Origin of the sequence: Caballeronia sp. LP006, from assembly GCF_031450995.1 — a bacterium.
Lineage (GTDB): Bacteria > Pseudomonadota > Gammaproteobacteria > Burkholderiales > Burkholderiaceae > Caballeronia.
Genome location: NZ_JARTVW010000005.1, coordinates 1591431 through 1608059, shown reverse-complemented (window position 1 = coordinate 1608059; position 16629 = coordinate 1591431). Strand labels below are relative to the sequence as shown.

At 63.2% G+C, this 16629-nt stretch carries 18 protein-coding genes; 12 read left to right on the top strand and 6 right to left on the bottom strand.

Annotated elements, in window-relative coordinates:
- Positions 1-130: 130 nt before the first annotated feature.
- On the top strand, positions 131-451 hold the full coding sequence (locus P9250_RS24115) for an Mpo1-like protein (protein WP_244827684.1): 321 nt from the start codon (positions 131-133) through the stop codon (positions 449-451).
- A gap of 9 nt (positions 452-460) precedes the next feature.
- Here P9250_RS24115 and P9250_RS24110 read toward each other — a convergent pair whose 3' ends face one another.
- Positions 461-1768: a YihY family inner membrane protein gene (locus P9250_RS24110; protein WP_370652103.1), complete on the bottom strand. Its 1308-nt coding sequence runs from the start codon at positions 1766-1768 to the stop codon at positions 461-463.
- Between the two features lie 95 nt (positions 1769-1863).
- On the opposite strand from P9250_RS24110, the gene wrbA reads away from it, so the two are divergent.
- The 5 genes from wrbA to P9250_RS24085 all read left to right on the top strand — a co-directional run bounded on the left by wrbA (position 1864) and on the right by P9250_RS24085 (position 6056).
- Entirely contained in the window at positions 1864-2478 is a 615-nt protein-coding gene (gene wrbA / locus P9250_RS24105) for an NAD(P)H:quinone oxidoreductase (protein ID WP_244827682.1), read from the top strand.
- Between the two features lie 27 nt (positions 2479-2505).
- On the top strand, positions 2506-2892 hold the full coding sequence (locus P9250_RS24100; RefSeq protein ID WP_310395582.1) for a DUF2069 domain-containing protein: 387 nt from the start codon (positions 2506-2508) through the stop codon (positions 2890-2892).
- Between the two features lie 147 nt (positions 2893-3039).
- On the top strand, positions 3040-4500 hold the full coding sequence (locus tag P9250_RS24095) for an FAD-binding oxidoreductase (protein WP_310395579.1): 1461 nt from the start codon (positions 3040-3042) through the stop codon (positions 4498-4500).
- Positions 4497-5300 (top strand): metallophosphoesterase, encoded by an 804-nt coding sequence (locus P9250_RS24090; RefSeq protein WP_250492212.1) that lies wholly within the window; start codon positions 4497-4499, stop codon positions 5298-5300. The genes P9250_RS24095 and P9250_RS24090 overlap by 4 nt, the downstream gene beginning before the upstream one ends.
- Positions 5301-5330: 30 nt before the next feature.
- A complete protein-coding gene (locus P9250_RS24085; RefSeq protein WP_310395577.1) occupies positions 5331-6056 on the top strand; it encodes an SOS response-associated peptidase in 726 nt (241 codons plus the stop codon).
- A gap of 2 nt (positions 6057-6058) precedes the next feature.
- Here P9250_RS24085 and P9250_RS24080 read toward each other — a convergent pair whose 3' ends face one another.
- Together P9250_RS24080 and P9250_RS24075 are read right to left on the bottom strand one after the other, a co-directional pair.
- Positions 6059-6208 (bottom strand): hypothetical protein, encoded by a 150-nt coding sequence (locus tag P9250_RS24080; RefSeq protein ID WP_309842543.1) that lies wholly within the window; start codon positions 6206-6208, stop codon positions 6059-6061.
- A 165-nt stretch (positions 6209-6373) separates the two neighbouring features.
- Positions 6374-7312 carry a LysR family transcriptional regulator gene (locus P9250_RS24075; protein ID WP_310395575.1) on the bottom strand — a complete coding sequence of 313 codons (939 nt, stop codon included), beginning with the start codon at positions 7310-7312 and terminating at the stop codon, positions 6374-6376.
- A 166-nt stretch (positions 7313-7478) separates the two neighbouring features.
- On the opposite strand from P9250_RS24075, the gene P9250_RS24070 reads away from it, so the two are divergent.
- From P9250_RS24070 to P9250_RS24045, 6 genes are all read left to right on the top strand, one after another.
- On the top strand, positions 7479-9008 hold the full coding sequence (locus P9250_RS24070) for an efflux transporter outer membrane subunit (protein WP_310395573.1): 1530 nt from the start codon (positions 7479-7481) through the stop codon (positions 9006-9008).
- Positions 9009-9019: 11 nt separating this feature from the next.
- The gene (locus tag P9250_RS24065; protein WP_310395571.1) at positions 9020-11173 is read left to right on the top strand and encodes an FUSC family protein; all 2154 of its coding nucleotides are present in this window, start codon (positions 9020-9022) and stop codon (positions 11171-11173) included.
- Positions 11163-11363, top strand: a complete 201-nt coding sequence (locus tag P9250_RS24060) for a DUF1656 domain-containing protein (RefSeq protein ID WP_250464390.1) — start codon at positions 11163-11165, stop codon at positions 11361-11363. Before P9250_RS24065 ends, P9250_RS24060 begins: the two co-directional genes overlap by 11 nt.
- 46 nt (positions 11364-11409) lie before the next feature.
- Positions 11410-12270 carry an HlyD family secretion protein gene (locus P9250_RS24055; protein WP_309842534.1) on the top strand — a complete coding sequence of 287 codons (861 nt, stop codon included), beginning with the start codon at positions 11410-11412 and terminating at the stop codon, positions 12268-12270.
- A gap of 88 nt (positions 12271-12358) precedes the next feature.
- On the top strand, positions 12359-12541 hold the full coding sequence (locus P9250_RS24050; RefSeq protein ID WP_310395568.1) for a hypothetical protein: 183 nt from the start codon (positions 12359-12361) through the stop codon (positions 12539-12541).
- Positions 12542-12549: 8 nt separating this feature from the next.
- Entirely contained in the window at positions 12550-12939 is a 390-nt protein-coding gene (locus P9250_RS24045) for a type II toxin-antitoxin system death-on-curing family toxin (RefSeq protein WP_310395566.1), read from the top strand.
- Between the two features lie 67 nt (positions 12940-13006).
- Here P9250_RS24045 and P9250_RS24040 read toward each other — a convergent pair whose 3' ends face one another.
- The 3 genes from P9250_RS24040 to astB form a co-directional block, all read right to left on the bottom strand.
- The gene (locus P9250_RS24040; RefSeq protein ID WP_250508997.1) at positions 13007-13819 is read right to left on the bottom strand and encodes an ABC transporter substrate-binding protein; all 813 of its coding nucleotides are present in this window, start codon (positions 13817-13819) and stop codon (positions 13007-13009) included.
- A gap of 457 nt (positions 13820-14276) precedes the next feature.
- Positions 14277-15296, bottom strand: coding sequence for a succinylglutamate desuccinylase (gene astE / locus P9250_RS24035; RefSeq protein WP_310395564.1), 1020 nt, complete (start codon positions 15294-15296; stop codon positions 14277-14279).
- Positions 15280-16620 (bottom strand): N-succinylarginine dihydrolase, encoded by a 1341-nt coding sequence (gene astB, locus P9250_RS24030; protein ID WP_310395562.1) that lies wholly within the window; start codon positions 16618-16620, stop codon positions 15280-15282. Before astB ends, astE begins: the two co-directional genes overlap by 17 nt.
- Positions 16621-16629 lie beyond the last annotated feature (9 nt).

The window sequence follows — 16629 nt, the reverse complement described above, 5'->3', positions numbered from 1 at the left end:
TTTGCAATAGTTGAACGCCTCACGCGCGTCAAAGCTTTGCGTCGCTTGCACCACCATGCGCGCCGTCGCAGAATGAATCTTGCTGGCGCTTTCGTCAGGTGGAAGGCACCGCATCGACCGGGAGGCGATCATGGCGCAGACGACACACGGAGAACACTTCGCGAACTTCGCCGAGTTCTATCCGTACTATCTGGACGAGCATCGCAATCTGACATCGCGCAGGCTGCACTTTTTAGGCTCACTCGGCGTGATTGGCTGCATTGCCATGGCCATCGCCACCGGCGACTGGCTCTGGCTGCCGGCCGCCGTGATCTGCGGCTACGGCTTTGCGTGGATCGGCCACTTCTTTTTCGAAAAGAACCGCCCTGCCACCTTTCGCCATCCGGTCTATAGCCTGATGGGCGACTGGGTAATGTTCAAGGACATCTGCATCGGCAGGATCTCGCTTTGAACCGCGCACTCAGGCCGGTTGCTGCGGCATGGAAGAACGCGGTGTTTCGAGCAGGCGCGGGTTTGTGAGCGCCGCCGCGCGCGCCGCGACGAGCGAGTTGAGCGTGGCTTCGAGCCTGTCGTTTTCGAGCGCTTCCATCAGCGCCGTGCGATCGAGATGCGTGGCATCGAGACGCAATTGATAATCCAGTTCCTCCCGGTCGATCACGAACTGGTCGAACAGCATGGTCATGGTGATGTGCGCCGGGTTGGCGATCAACACGAAACGCGGCATCTTCGAGTCTTCGAGCCGGCCGATCCAGCCGAGCGCATCGAGCCGCGTGATCAGGCGCGTGGAGGTATCCAGATCGCAACGCGCCATCTTGGCGAGTTCCATCGCCGTGTAGCCAGGCTTGCCTTCGTCGCGCAATTCGACGAGTCGCGCGAGTATTTCGAGCGCGTAAAGCAAGTCGCTGCCCGGAAACTCGCGCCGATGATATTGCCCGATGCGAATGGCCGGCAACGCGGACGTCACCATTGCACCGACGAGCGCGATCATCCAGCAGAGATAAACCCACAGCAGAAACACCGGCAGCGCGGCGAACGCGCCATACACGGCGGTGTAAGTGGGAATGCGCCGCACGTAGTAGCCGAAGCCGCGCTTGCCCAGTTCGAACGCCACCGCTGCAATCAGCCCGCCGATGACGGCATCGCGCCATTCGACCTTGCAGTTCGGCATGAACACGTAAATGATGGTGAAGGCGAACACCGTGAGCGGCAACGAAACGCCCGTCAGCGCCCATTCGACGATAGGCGGCATGAGATTGTGCGACCCCGCGAACGCGATCGAATGCGCGAACACGTAGGACGAGATGGACAGACTGCAGCCGAAGAGAATAGGCCCGAGTGTAATGATGGCCCAATAGACCATGACGCGTTGCGCGAACGGGCGCGCCTTCTTCACGCGCCAGATGACGTTGAGCGCCGATTCGATGGTCATCATGGTCATCACCGAGGTGACGAACAGGATAATGAGGCCGACCGTGGTCAGGCCCTTCGCTTTCGCGGCAAACTGGTTCAGATAGTTGAAGATCTGCGTGTTGATCTGCGTCGGCATTAAATGCGCCGCGAGGAAGTCCTGCAACGACGACTGGAACGAACCGAAAATGGGAAACGCGGTGAAGAGCGCGAACGCGACGGTTGCGAGCGGCACGACGGACAGCACGCTCGTGAACGTGAGACTGCCCGCCACCTGCGCGACGCGATCCTCGCCAAGACGCCGCGCGACGAAACCGGCGAGACGCTTGACTGCCGCGAGATCGATGAAAACGTGCCGCAAACGCATTCTCCCAAGCGAGGCCGCGTGAGGCTATTGCCCTGCGCGCCCCTAAAAACAGGCTAATCCCTATAATAGCCGTTCACTAAAAAAGCCTTATGAACGACATCCTCGTCCTCTACTACAGCCGCCACGGCGCGACCCGCGAGCTTGCGCTCGCCATCGCCCAGGGCGTCGACAGCGTTCCTGGCATGGCCGCGCGGGTGCGCACGGTGCCGCCGGTTTCCACCGTCTGCGAAGCCACGCAGCCCGACATTCCCGCCGACGGCCCGCCTTACGCCGAGTTGCGCGATCTGGAGGAATGCGCGGGTCTTGCGCTCGGTTCGCCCACGCGCTTCGGCAACATGGCCGCGCCGCTCAAATATTTCCTCGACGGAACCACGCCGCAGTGGCTGTCCGGCGCGCTCGCGGGCAAGCCAGCAAGTGTCTTCACCTCCACCGGCAGCCTGCACGGCGGCCAGGAAACCACGCTGCTCTCGATGATGCTGCCGCTCCTGCATCACGGCATGCTGATCGTCGGCATTCCTTACACCGAGTCGCGCCTGACTACCACGCAAAGCGGCGGCACGCCTTACGGCGCATCGCATCATGCGCGCACGGGCGACGCCAGCCAGCACGGCATCACCGCCGACGAGAAAGCGCTCGCCGTCGCGCTCGGCGCAAGGCTCGCGCGCACCGCGCTCGACCTCGTGCGTGGCGCGAAGGCCGCTTAAATCCGTTTGAACCCGCTTAAGCCCGCCATGACCGCACCTTCGCTAACCGAGCCGCGAACGAACACGCCGCTTGCCATCGGTGCGCTGACGAGTCTTGCCGCGCTCATCGTGCTCTCGCTTCTCTGGGAGCTGTGGCTCGCGCCGCTGCGTCCCGGCGCATGGGTACTCGCGTTGAAAGCACTGCCACTTGCATGCGCGCTGCCCGGTGTCATCAATCGCAACGTCTATACCTTGCAATGGGCTTCGATGCTCGTTTTGCTCTACTTCGCCGAAGGCATCGTGCGCGGCATGACCGATACCGGCCTCTCCGCGCGCCTCGCCTGGCTCGAAACTTTGCTTGCGTTCGCATTCTTCGTCTGCGCGCTCGGCTTCGTCGCCCCCTTCAAACGTGCGGCGCGTGCAAGAAAACGCTGAATCGTTCGCTTTTTTCCATACGGACGTGATGCTTTTTAGCACGGATCGAAACGCTGCGCGCGGCCTATGCCATTCGGCCGAGGCGCAAGCCGCGCCCCGCTGCGCGATACTGTCGACTACGCTACACGGTCCAATCTGCCCTCATCCATGACTGCCTCTCACGCCCCGTTCATCGCCGCCTGCACCGAACTGCTCGGCGCGTCCCACGTTCTCACGCACGATCACGACACCGAGCCGTTTCTCGTCGACTGGCGCAAGCGCTATCGCGGCAATGCGTGCGCCGTGCTGCTTCCCGCCGACACCGCGGAAGTCGCCGCCGTCGTCGGACTCGCGCATGAACACGGCGTGGCCATCGTGCCGCAAGGCGGCAACACGGGACTCGCGGGCGGCGCAACCCCCGACGAGAGCGGCGCGCAAGCGGTGTTGAGCCTGCGCCGCCTGAACCGCATTCGCGGTATCGATCCGCATAACAACACCATTACCGTCGAAGCAGGCGTCGTGCTCGCCGAAGTCCAGTCGCGCGCCGAAAGCGCACAACGTCTCTTCGCGCTGAGTCTCGCGGCCGAAGGCAGTTGCACGATCGGCGGCAACCTCTCGACCAACGCGGGCGGCACGGGCGTTCTGCGTTACGGCAACACGCGCGAGTTGTGCCTGGGCCTCGAAGTCGTGACGCCGCAAGGCGATATTTGGGACGGCCTGCGCGGCTTGCGCAAGGACAACACCGGCTACGATCTGCGCGATCTGTACATCGGCGCGGAAGGCACGCTCGGAATCATCACGGCGGCGGTGATGAAACTGCATCCCGCGCCGGTCGCGCGCGTGACGGCGCTCGCGGGTCTAGCCTCGCCGCACGCCGCACTCGATTTCCTGGCAATGGCGCAACGTCACGCAGGTGCGCTCTTGACCGGCTTCGAGCTCATGTCCGACTTCTCGATGCGCCTCGTCGGCCGGCATTTTCCGCAACTGCGTTATCCGTTCGGCGAACCGCACGCGCAGACCGTGCTGCTCGAACTCTCCGACAGCGAAAGCGACGAACACGCCCGCGCGCTCTTCGAAAGGCTGATGGAACAGGCTATGGAAGAAGGTATCGTCGAAGATGCCGTGGTCGCGGAAAGCCTCGCGCAGTCGCAGGCATTCTGGGATTTGCGCGAGCATATCCCGCTCGCGCAGGCGGAGGAAGGGCTGAACATCAAACATGACATTGCGGTGCCGATCTCGAGCATCGGCCGCTTTATCGAGGAAACCGACGCGATCATCGCTCGAGCCACGCCCGGCGCGCGCATGGTGACCTTCGGACATCTAGGCGACGGCAATCTGCATTACAACGTGCAGGCGCCCGAAGGCGTCGATCAGAAGCAATTTCTCGAAGCGTTCCAGACGCCGATCAACGCGCTCGTCTACGACCAGGTGCATGCGCATCGCGGCAGTATCAGCGCGGAGCACGGTCTCGGGCAACTGAAGGTGGACGAAGCGATGCACTATAAATCGGCCGTCGAGGTGCGCCTCATGCAAAGCATCAAGGCCGCGCTCGATCCCGAGAATCGCATGAATCCGGGCAAGGTCGTGCGCTGGGCGCAAGCCGGGACAAGGAAGGAGAACATCGCATGAAGATACGCGTGCTGTCGGACCTGCATCTGGAAAACGACGAGCCGCTCGCGATTCCTTATGCCGAAGCCGATCTCGTCGTGCTGGCGGGCGATATCCACAATCACGCGGAAGGCGTGCGTTGGGCGGTGGAGAATTTCGGTTCGGATGTGCCTATCGTCTATGTGCCGGGCAATCACGAGTACTACGACGCCGAATTCGGCGCGATGGAAGCCGCCATGCTCGACGCGGCGCAAAGCGTGGACAACGTGCATTACCTGAACAACGCGGCGCTCGTCGACCGGCGCGGCGCGTGGCGCGTTCTCGGCACGACGCTCTGGACCGACTTCGCGCTGTTCGGGTCGAGCGACGAAGAAATCGGCCGGGCGCAGGAAGCGTGCATCAAGGTCATGCTGGATTATCGAGGGCTGATCCAGCTCGCGTGGCCGGAGCAAGACGGCGAACCCCGCGCGTTCGCACCGGAAGATTCCCTCGCGCTGCACGAGCAAGCGCGCGCGTGGCTCGAAAACGAATTGGCCAGACCGTTCGCGGGCCAGACGATCGTCGTCACGCATCACGCGCCGTTGCGCGAAAGTCTGTCCGAGCGGTACGCGACGGATATCGTGTCGGCGGGCTTCGTCAATCATCTGCCGACGCTCGCCCGCACGCCCGCCGCGCTTTGGATTCACGGCCACACGCATACGTCGTTCGACTACACGGCGAATGGGACGCGCGTGGTCTGCAATCCGCGCGGCTACTTCGACCGTCGCTCCGGGCGCTGGGAAAACGAACAGTTCGCCTGGGACAAGGTCGTCGAAATCTGACGGAGCAACGCGAATAACGGGAGCCAAGCCATGTGCGGCCGAATCAGCCAGTACCGACTGCCGATGCATTACGCGCAACGTCTGCATCTGAAGAACCCGTTCGTACTCGTCGATGCCGCCGACCGGCGGCCCGGCTATAACCTGTCGCCGGGCACGCATCCGCTCGCCGTCTATCCCGACGAATCGATTCGCGCCGTGCATTGGGGATATTGCCCGCCGTGGGCGATACAAAAGAAGCTGCCGCAGACCATCAATGCCCGCGTCGAGACGGCGTCGACCAGTGCCTATTTTCGCAATCTGTGGAAAAAAGCGCGCATTCTCGTGCCGGCGGATGGCTGGTTCGAATGGCGAATCGAGCCGCGTCCGGGCGAATTGGCGACCAAACCCGCCGCTGCGAAGCCCTTCAAGCAACCGTATTACATTCGACGCGCCGACGGCGAGCCCATGTTCCTCGCCGCGCTCACGAGCATCACGCGCGAGGAGGACGCCGCGCAGCCCGGCGCGGGCTTCGTGATCGTCACGGCAGCAGCCGACGAAGGCCTCGTGGACGTCCACGACCGCCGCCCGCTGGTTTTCTCCGCAGCCACGGCGCGGCGCTGGCTGGACCCGGACGCATCAGCGGAAGATTTGGCGCGGCTCGTGAAGTCCGACGGCGTGCCGGCTTCGCACTTCGTCTGGCACCGCGTTTCAACCGATGTGAACCGCGCCACCACGGACGAAGCGCGGCTCATCGAGCCGCTGGAAGCGCTTTTTTAGATTCAGCGGGTGCGCCGGTCGCGGTTGCTTTCGACGCGAATCGGGATCAGGCGCTTTCTTGCCTCTTCTTCCGACTGGGCACGCATGGCATTGAAAAGCTCGCGCGACGCCGGAACGGCGATCAACGACACAAGCGCGGCGAGGGCGAACATAAGTGGCGTGCTCATCAGACGAGTCCCCAAGATAAATGCAGTGAACGTAGACAGACAGTAGCAAATGCGGGTGAATCAGGAGTAAGCAAGTGTTGCGCCGCAGCTTATTTCGTAACCGGACTTCGGTCAGCGCACCGGAGCCGACAGCACTGACGGCAAGCATATTTAGCCTACTACGAACTCCTTGAGCGACTCGGAATCGGCGGCGAGCGTGTCGGGCAGCGCCTCGCGCAGAAACTCCACCCACGTGCGGATCTTGGCGTCCAAATACTGGCGCGACGGGTACAGCGCGTAGACCGTCAGTTCCTGCATCGTGTATTGCGGCAGCACACGCACCAAAGTGCCCGCGCGCAAGGCGGGCAGCGCGGAGGACGTCGGCAATACGCCGATGCCCATGTTTTCCCGGATCGCCGTCACCATGGCGTCGGCCACGTTCACCGTGAAGGGCGAAGCGCCGAGACTGACCGTTTCCTGCCCGTTCGGACCGTCGAAGACCCAGCGGTCGGGCGGAAACACGGGCGTCATCAATTGCAGACAGGTGTGGCGCACCAGATCGGACAACACATGCGGCGTGCCGTGCTTCTCGATATACGCCGGTGACGCACATGCAATGCTGAACACCGTGCCGAGCCGCGCCGACACCAATGCGGAATCCGGCAACTCAGAAGCCAGCACCACCGACACGTCGTAACCCTCGTCCAGTAGATCCGGCACGCGTTGCGCCAAAGTCAGCTCGACCTGTACGGACGGATGACGCTGCTGATAGCGCGAGATCATCGGCACGACATAGTGCGCGCCGAAGCTCGTCATCGAATGCACCTTGAGTTTGCCGGCCGGGCGCGCGTGCGCGTCGCTGGCTTCGGCTTCGGCCTGATCGACATACGCGAGAATTTGCTCGCAGCGTTGCAAATAGCGCTCGCCCGCCTCGGTTAGCGCGATTCGGCGCGTCGTGCGATTGAGCAGCCGCGTGCGCAGATGCGCTTCCAGGTCGGACACGGCGCGCGACGCATAGGCGGTGGTCGTATTGAGATGCTGCGCGGCGGCGGTGAAACTGCCCGCCTCGACGACGCGCGCGAACACGCGCATGTTTTGGAGCGTATCCATGACGCTTTCCCGTTTTTCGGCGTTTATGTAGACCGAATTGTTACATGACCAGTAACAGCGATTATCGCAATCTCAGTAATAATGCTTTACATCGTTACTGGTTATTCGACAATCCCTGCAAAAATATAATTCACTCTCAAATTCTATTCAATTTTGGGAGGGAATCGTGCGGAGCCGGTCGTTCAGTCACGCCGCTTATGCCGCGGTTCTTACGGCATTTTTAACAATCGCCGGATGCGCAAGTACGGGCAAGGTCGCGCCGCAAGATCCGCTGAAAGACGCGGCAACGCTCGATGTCGGCAACGCCATTCGCGCCGCCAATGCGGACGCCGCGTGGCCCGACCAGGAATGGTGGCGCGCGTATCGCGATCCGCAGCTCGATGCCTGGATTACACGCGCAACCGGCGGCAACCCGACACTGGCGATGGCCGCCGCACGCGTTCGCGAGGCGCGCGAGGAAGCCGGCGTGGCGCGCTCGGCGCTTTTGCCGCACGTCGATGGCGCGATGAGCCTGCAGCGCAAGCACTGGCCGGAGAACGACTTCTACGGCCCCGGTTACTACGGCGGCACGACTACGTGGGACGACACCGCCGGCCTTTCGCTCTCCTATGACCTCGATCTCTGGGGCCGCGACGATAACGCCGCCGAACGCGCGCTCGATGTCGCCCACGTGCGCGCCGCCGATGCCCGCGCCGCCCAGCTCGAACTCGAAACCAACGTGGTGCGCGCCTACATCGGCTTTTCGCAGGCGTTCGCGCTGCTCGATATCGCTCAACAGACGCTCGCGCAGCAGCAGCGCATCGCGGATCTCGCAGAGCGGCGTTTGAAAGGCGGCATCGGCACACAGCTCGAAGTGAGTCAGGCCGAAACGCCGTTGCCCGAGTACGAGCGTCAGGTCGATATCTATCAGGAAGAGATCGAGCTCGCGCGCCATCAGCTCGCCGCGCTTGCAGGCGAAGGTCCCGGCGCGGGCGATGCGCTCACGCGTCCCACGCTCGCGCTCGCGACGCCGCTGCCCTTGCCCTCGTCGCTGCCCGCCGAACTCGTGGGTCATCGGCCCGATATCGTCGCGGCGCGCTGGATGGTGGCGGCGCAAGCGCGCGGTATCGATGTCGCGAAGGCCGAGTTCTATCCGAACATCAATCTCGCGGCGTCGCTCACGCAGACTTTCGCGGGCGGCGCGCTGCTCAGCTTCCTCACGAGCAAGGCGACGGGTTATACATTCGGCCCGGCGCTGTCGTTGCCTATCTTCGAAGGCGGACGGCTGCGCTCGCAACTCGGCGCGGTGTCGGCGCAATACGACGTAGCCGTCGATCACTACAACGCGACGCTCGTCGCCGCGCTCAAGGACATCGCCGATCAGGTCGTGCGCGTGCGTTCGCTCGACACGCAGCTGGAAGCGTCGGGGCGCTCGGTCGCCGCCGCACGCAAGAACTACGACCTCGCCAACGCCGGTTATAAGCGCGGCCTGACCGATTACGTCAACGTGCTGATCGCGCAAGCGCAATTGCTGCGCGCGCAGGACGGCGAAGCACGCGTGCGGGCGCAACGGCTCGCAGCCTATGCAACGCTCACCTCCGCGCTCGGCGGCGGTATCGACGATCCCTCGAATGGTCCGCAAGAAACGGCGCTCGCGCCCGCGAAGCATATCGGCCCGTTCGGTTCGTCGCTCGGCGCGTCGTCCTCGGTGAAGTGAGGAGAACGTTCATGGCCACTGTTCTCATCGACAAGCGCGCATCGCTCGTGAACGCCTTCGCGGATTGGGCGCGCACCGACGGCCTCGCGTGGATCTACATCTTCAAGGCGGTGCTGGCGGCGCTGATCGCGCTATGGATCGCCATGCGGCTCGACATGCAGCAGCCGCGCACCGCGATGACCACCGTCTTCGTCGTGATGCAGCCGCAAAGCGGCATGGTGCTCGCGAAGAGCTTCTACCGTTTCTGCGGCACGATGGTCGGTCTCGTCGTCATGCTCGCATTCATCAGCCTGTTCTCGCAGCAGCCGGTGCTGTTTCTCTCGGCGACGGCGCTCTGGGTCGGCATCTGCACGGCGGGCGCGGCGCGCAATCGCAACTTCCGCTCGTATGGCTTCGTGCTCGCGGGATACACGGCGGCGCTGATCGGCATACCGGCGGCGCAGCATCCGGATGGCGCGTATCTGTCGGCCCTGACGCGGGTGGGCGAAGTGTCGCTCGGCATCGTGTGCGCGGGCGCCGTGAGCGCGCTCGTGTTTCCGCAACTCGCGGGCGAGCAGATCCGCACCACGGTGCGACGGCGCTTCACGCAATTCGTCGATTACGTCTGTCACGCGATGTCCGGCAAGCTCGAGCGCGCGCAAATCGAACGCACCAATCTGAGCTTCGTCGCGGATATCGTCGGCTTCGAGGCGGCGCGCAGTGTCGCGATTTTCGAGCATCCCGAATCGCGGCGGCGCGGCGGGCGGCTCGCGCGGCTGAATAGCGAATTCATGAGCGCATCCACGCGTTTTCACGCGCTGCATCAGTTGATGAACCGGCTGCGCGCAAACGCGTCGCGCACGACCATCGATGCGCTCGAACCGTTCATCCACGAAGTGCCGCCGCTGTTGCTGATTGCGGGCGAACCGGTGCGCAACGCTGCCGACGCCGCGCACGCCGCCGCGCAATTGCGCGATTACAAGGCCGCGTTTCCCAAGCGCGTGCGCGCGGTGCGTATCTCGCTCGAAGCCGCGCCCGGCTTCACCGCACTCGAATTCGATACCGCGACCGAGCTGCTTTATCGTTTCGTCGACGACATGCTCGCGTATGCCGACACCTACGCGTCGCTCGCGGCGCCGTCGCATGAACGCGAGCGCTGGGTCGCGCGTTACGTGCCCAAGACCAATCTGCTCGCAGCCGCGGTTTCCGGCCTGCGCGGCGCGGTCGTGATGTTCGTCCTGAGCGCGTTCTGGATCGCGAGCGCGTGGCCGAGCGGCGGCACGATGGTGCTCAACGCCGCTGCCGTATGCGCGCTGGCGTCGTCGTCGCCACGGCCGACGCAGATGGCCGCGCAAATGGCTATCGGCACGACGCTCGCGAGCATCACGGGCATGATCGTCGTGTTCGGCGTGTTTCCGCATATCGACGGCTTCGTGCTGATGTGCGCGGCGCTCGTGCCCGCGCTCATGCTCGGCGCGTTCTTGACGACGCGTCGCTCGCTCGCGGGCGTGGGCATCGGCTACTGCATCTTCTTCTGCTTTCTCGCGGGGCCGGACAACCTCGTGCATTACGATCCGACCGGCTTCATGAACGACGCCATCGCGCTCGTCTTGTCGATGATCGTCTCCGCGATCGCCTTCGCCGTGCTCCTGCCGACCGATGCGCCGTGGCTGCGCCGTCTGCTGCTCGCGGACCTGCGCCGCGAAGTAGTGAGCGCGCGGCGCGGACGTCTCGCGCAACTGACGACGCATTTCGAAAGCCGCACGCGCGACCTGCTTTCGCAGATCAACGCGCTCGCCTCCGACAAGCCCGCGCTGCAACGCGAGGCCTTGCAGTGGCTCTTCGCGGTGCTCGAATTCGGCAATGCGGTGATCGATTTGCGACGCGAAATGGCGGGCTTCGAACGCGTCGTGAACCCGACGCTCGATGCGGTGGCGCGGCTCTTCGATCGGCCACGGCAAGCGCGTTTCGATGGCGCGCTCGTCGCGACGGAACACGCCATCGACGAGATGCAGGCCAGGCTTGCTTCGCACGCTTCGGATTCGGATACGCCGCGAGAAGAGCGGCATCGGCTGCAACGCATCGTGAGTCATCTGCATTTTATTCGTACCGCGCTGCTCGACCCGGAATCGCCGTTCGCAGCGTTCCAACCGATTTCGCCTGAAGGAGCGTCCCATGCCGCGTGATACCGCGATTCTCGAAGCTTACGTGCCGACGCTGCTTTTGCTGTGCCTCGCGGGCGGGCTCGTCACCTGGATCATCGACCGCGTGCTGGCGCTGACCGGACTGTATCGCGTGGTCTGGCATCCGGCGCTGTTTCGCGCGAGCCTGCTCGTCTGCGTGTGCGGCGTGCTGGGTCTCGCGGTGTATCGATGATTCTCGACCGCTTCGTCGCCAACAACATATTCAAGAGAGTTGCATCATGCTGATCAGAAAACTCGTCGGCTTCGTCATGACGATAGCCATCTTCGCCGCGGCGCTCGTCATCGGCCGCATGCTGTGGGTGCATTACATGAACGATCCGTGGACGCGCGATGGACGGGTGCGCGCCGATGTGGTCAACGTGGCGCCGGACGTGTCGGGCGCGGTCGTGCAGATGCCGTTGCACGACAATCAGTTCGTGAAGAAAGGCGACTTGCTGCTGGAGATCGACCCGTCGCATTACCAGATCGCCGTCGAGCAGGCGCAGGCGAACGTCGCGGCGCGCGCGGCCGAGTTGCGCATGCGCCGTGCCGATGCGGCGCGTCGCGCGGACATGGACGCGCTGGTCGTCTCGAAGGAAGCACGCGAGAACTCCATGCAGACGGCATCGACTGCCGAGGCGCAGTTGCAGCAGGCGAACGCCGCGCTGGATGCCGCGAAGCTCAATCTGGAACGCACCAAGGTGTTTTCCCCAGTGGATGGCTATGTGACGAATCTGAACGTGTATCGCGGCGACTACGCGACGGCGGGCGCGGCGAAGCTCGCCATCGTCGATAGTCATTCGTTCTGGGTCTATGGCTATTTCGAAGAGACCAAGCTGCCGCATGTGAAGATCGGCGACAAGGCGCGGATTCGTTTGATGAGCGGCGGCGAGCTCACGGGTCACGTCGAGAGCATTTCGCGCGGCATTTACGATCGCGACAATCCGCAAAGCCGTGAGTTGCTCGCGGATGTGAACCCGACGTTCAACTGGGTGCGGCTTGCGCAACGCGTGCCGGTGCGCGTGAAGATCGATGATGTGCCGGAGGGCGTGCTGCTCGCGGCGGGGACGACTTGTACGGTGGTGATTGGGGCGATGTGAGGTACGAAGGGCAGGCTGCGCCGCTCATGCGACGGACGGGTTCGAGGTAAAGTCGAACGAAATTTTCGTTGCAGTAAAGGAGTCTCGAATGGGATCCATGAAGATCGGTCGCTTCGCGGTCGAAGACATTCCGCCGCGTGAAAGAATCACGCCCAAGCCTGAACGAGCCATCGACATGTCGACGCCGGAAGCGCGCGAAAGAGCCTCGGCTGCGATCCGCAAGGTGATCCGTACGCATAACGTCGCGATCAAGGCACTCGCAAAGCGCTGAGTCTCGCCATGCTATTAAACGCTGAATTCGTCATCGTCGCGCACGTCGACATACTGGCCTGGGAAGGCGGGCTTCCGGGTTTCGCGCAAGCGGGTCCGGGCGGCGTGGACGCCGTGCTTGCCCGAGTAGAATCACGCCCACTACGCAGGGCAGACGATATTTTCGGTATTGCAGCGATGTACGCGGTGGCCATTGCCCGAGGGCACGTATTCAACGACGGTAACAAGCGAACAGCGCTTGTCTGTGCCTTGGCGTATCTGGGGGAACAGGGATACGACTTGTCCGCGACGCCAGACATTGAAGAGGATCTGGTCGAAACAATGGTGGATGTGGCCGAAGGCAACATCAGTCGAGAAGAATTGGCCGATTACCTCGGCGTCATCTGCGCGATTCGCTAGCTATTCCGCCGCAAAAAAGCCCGTTCCGCTTTCGCCAGAAACGGGCTTTCTCAAGCAAGACCAAGCCTTACTTCAAAACCACTTTCACATCGAAATACTTGGCCGCGAACCGGTCGATGCTCCCATCGTCCTTCAACTCCTTCAGCGCGCGATTGAGCGCATCCTTCAGCGCCTTATCGTTCTTGCGCACGCCGAAGCCGACGCCTGATCCGAGCAGCTTGTCATCCGACACAGCCGGTCCCGCGAACGCGAAACCCGCGCCTTGCGGCTGCTTCAAAAAGCCCTTCGATGCCGCCTCGGCATCTTGGAACGCGGCATCCAGACGGCCCGTCGCGAGATCCGCGTAGATCTGATCCTGCGCCTGATACGACTCGACATCTATCCCCGCCGGCGCCCACTTCGCCTTCGCGTATGTCTCTTGAATCGAGCCTTGCAGCACGCCCACGCGCTTGCCCTTCAGACCATCGACGCTCGGCAGGATCGTGCTGCCCTTCTTCGCGACGAGCTGGTTGGGAATCGTATAAATGGGATCGGTGAAGTCGATCGCGACGCGCCGCTTGTCCGTGATCGTCATGTCCGAGTTGATGGCGTCGAACTTGCGCGCCTGCAAGGCCGGAATCAGGCCGTCGAACGAATTTTCGACCCACACGCATTTCGTCTTCAGCTTCGCGCACACCGCGTTGCCGATGTCGATATCGAAGCCCGTCAGTTCACCCGACGGCGTCTTGGATTCGAACGGCGCGTAAGACGCCTCCACGCCGAAGCGCAGTTCCTTCATGCTGTCGGCGGCATGCGCGTCGAGCGTTGCCATGCCTGCCGCCGCGGAAACGCTCACGAGCGCGAGCGCGGCAAACCTGCGATTGAGCCATTGCAGTTTAATCAAGTCCATCTCCTTCCAGTTCGATTCGTTCGTCTCTGTTAGATGCCGCATGCCGCCAGCGTCCGAAGCATCGCTGCACGGAAAGCCATGCTCAAACGTCTCGGCGATGATCGCTGCGCCGCATCAAACACAGGGCCGCGATTGTAGCGTGGTCGCGGCAACAGACTGTGGAGATAACGTGGAAGGGGAAGTTGCAAGTGGTGGTCGCGTTCATGCAAGTACAAATGGACGGTCGGGTGCGCGGTCAAGTGCATGCGGCAAGTTCAAGCTAGAGCCCAAACGCAAATGCACGGGCAAGCCACGCACAAGTGCAAACACGCGACAGATCGCGAAGGCGTGCCACCCACCTCGATAGAAATGTCGGCAATGTGCCGCCCAATAATCGCGACCGATGTGTGGCCACAAGCACGACTCGACGCTCGGACAAACGTGCAAGCGCCACCGCAAACGCCAGCGCTCAATCGAGCGCCGCTAGCGTAGCCTCGGTCGTATCGACGACCATCAGCCCCGCGCGCAATCCCGCCTTGACCCGAGCATTGGGAAACACGATCCGCTCTTCATCGTGCGATACGCGATACCGGTAATCACCGTCATGCGCGAGCTCGGTGCCCGCCGGAAACGCCGTGAAATTCGGCACGTCGCCAGTTACGTTCAGCACGAACGCATCGCTTTGCTTGTCGATCTGCGCGACCACCGAAAACACGCGCAACGGCGCATCCGCGTCCGGCCGCTCACCGCCTACCAGACGACGCAACGCCGCATCCGATGCCGCAAAACGCGTGAGATCGTTCGCGCCGAACGGACGCACCTTGCCGAGCTCCAGCGTGCAGGCAAGCGCGTTGCAAGCCTGCGCCGTGAAGTATGAAAAAGTATTGTTCTTCTCGCGATGCAAAAGCACCGCCTGCAAGCGCGCATCGCGCAGCCAGTCGAACATCGCGCGTGCGAGCGGTGCGCCGGTGTGCGGCAGCAAGGCGAACTGCTCGAATACCGAGGCGCGTATCGCCGTGTGCATGTCGATATGCCATCGCGCATGCGTGACGCCCTCGAAGAACGCCAACGCACTCGCTTCGAGCGACGCCGCGCGCGGCGCTTCCCGGCTCTGCGTGAACTTCGCATGGCGGCCGCTAAAAAGCCGATTCAGATCGTCGTCGATATACCGCTCACCCGCGCGCATCGCCTCGATGTTGCCGAGAATCACCAGCATGCGCGCGGCAAGTGGCGCCGCGCCGCTCGCGATATCGGCAACGAGCCGCGACAGCATTTCGATGGGCGCGGTTTCATCGCCATGAATGCCCGCCGATGCAATCACGCTTTGCGATGCCTCGTTCGCCGCGGGTTCGAGCAGCAGCACGCCATCGTCCTGCCAGGTCCAGCGCACGCCCGAAGGCGCGACGCCGAAGGTTTGCGACGGCTGCGCGCCCGACAGCGTGAAGCGCAAGAAATCGTTAAGCAGCAAGGCATCAGCGCTGGAAGTCATAGATCGATCCGAGCGAGAGAATGGCCGTCAATTCATCGAGCGCGGTGCGCGACTGATCGAGCAATTGCGGATCGGCGAGATCGGCGGGCGCGAGGCGATCGCGATAATGTGTGTCGATCCACGCATCGAGGCGGGTGAAGAGCGCGTCGTTCATCCAGACATCGCGATTGACGGCCGCGTGCTCCACGTCGTTCAGCACGACGCGCAAGCGCAGACACGCCGGGCCGCCGCCGTTTTTCATGCTCTCGCGCAGATCGAAGACGAGCACTTCGTCGATCGGCGTGGATCGCTCGCCCAGCGAATCCAGATACGCGGCCACGCGCTCGTTCTCGCGGCATTCCTGCGGCACGACGAGCACCTGCTTGCCCTGAACGTTCGACAGCAACTGACTGTTGAAAAGATACGACGAGACCGCATCCGCGACGCTCACTTCGCTCTCCGGCACTTCGAGCGCCGTGAAGACCGCGCCACGCGCCGCGAGCTTCGCGCTCAGTTCGTCGTACACGTTGTGTTGATCGACGAACGCGCGCTGATGGCAAAACAGCGTCGTGCGATTGCCGACCGCGATGACATCGTTGTGGAACACGCCGGCATCGATCACATCGGGCGATTGCTGCGCGAAAACGGTCGCCGACTCATCGAGTTCATGCAGGCGCGCGACGGCCCGGCTCGCCTCCAGCGTCTGCCGCGCGGGATAGCGTTGCGGCTGCAGTCCCTGCGCATATTCGCTGCGTCCGTAGACAAAGAACTCGACGCCCTTCTCCCCATATTCGCGCGCAAAACGCGTGTGATTCGCCGCGCCTTCGTCGCCGAGCGCGGGCGTGCCGGGCAGCGCGTGATGAATGCGAAAGCGCGCTTCGTCGACGAAGATCGCGGCGAGCGAACGGCGCGTTTCGCCATGCTCGATCGCGCGATGCAGCTTCGCGGCGAGATTCGCGGGCGTGAAGTGGACGCGGCCATCGGCGGTATCGGCGGAAGGACTGACGGTCGCGGCGTTGGCGGTCCACATCGCCGATGCGGAACTGGCCGCCGCCAGCAGTTCGGGCGCTTCGCGAGCGGCGCGCGCGATGACCGTGGCATCGTCGCCGGAAAAGCCGACGTCGCGCAGAAGACGCACGGAAGGCCGTTCGAGCGGCGGCAAGACGCCTTGCTTGAAGCCGAGGTCCGCCAGCCGCTTCATCTTGCGCAAGCCCTGCTTCGCGGCGGCCTTCGGGTTCGCCACCGACTTCTCGTTGCTGCGCGACGCGACGTTGCCGAACGACAGCCCCGCGTAGTTGTGCGTCGGGCCGACCAGCCCGTCGAAGTTTGCTTCGAATGAAGACATCCTTGATCC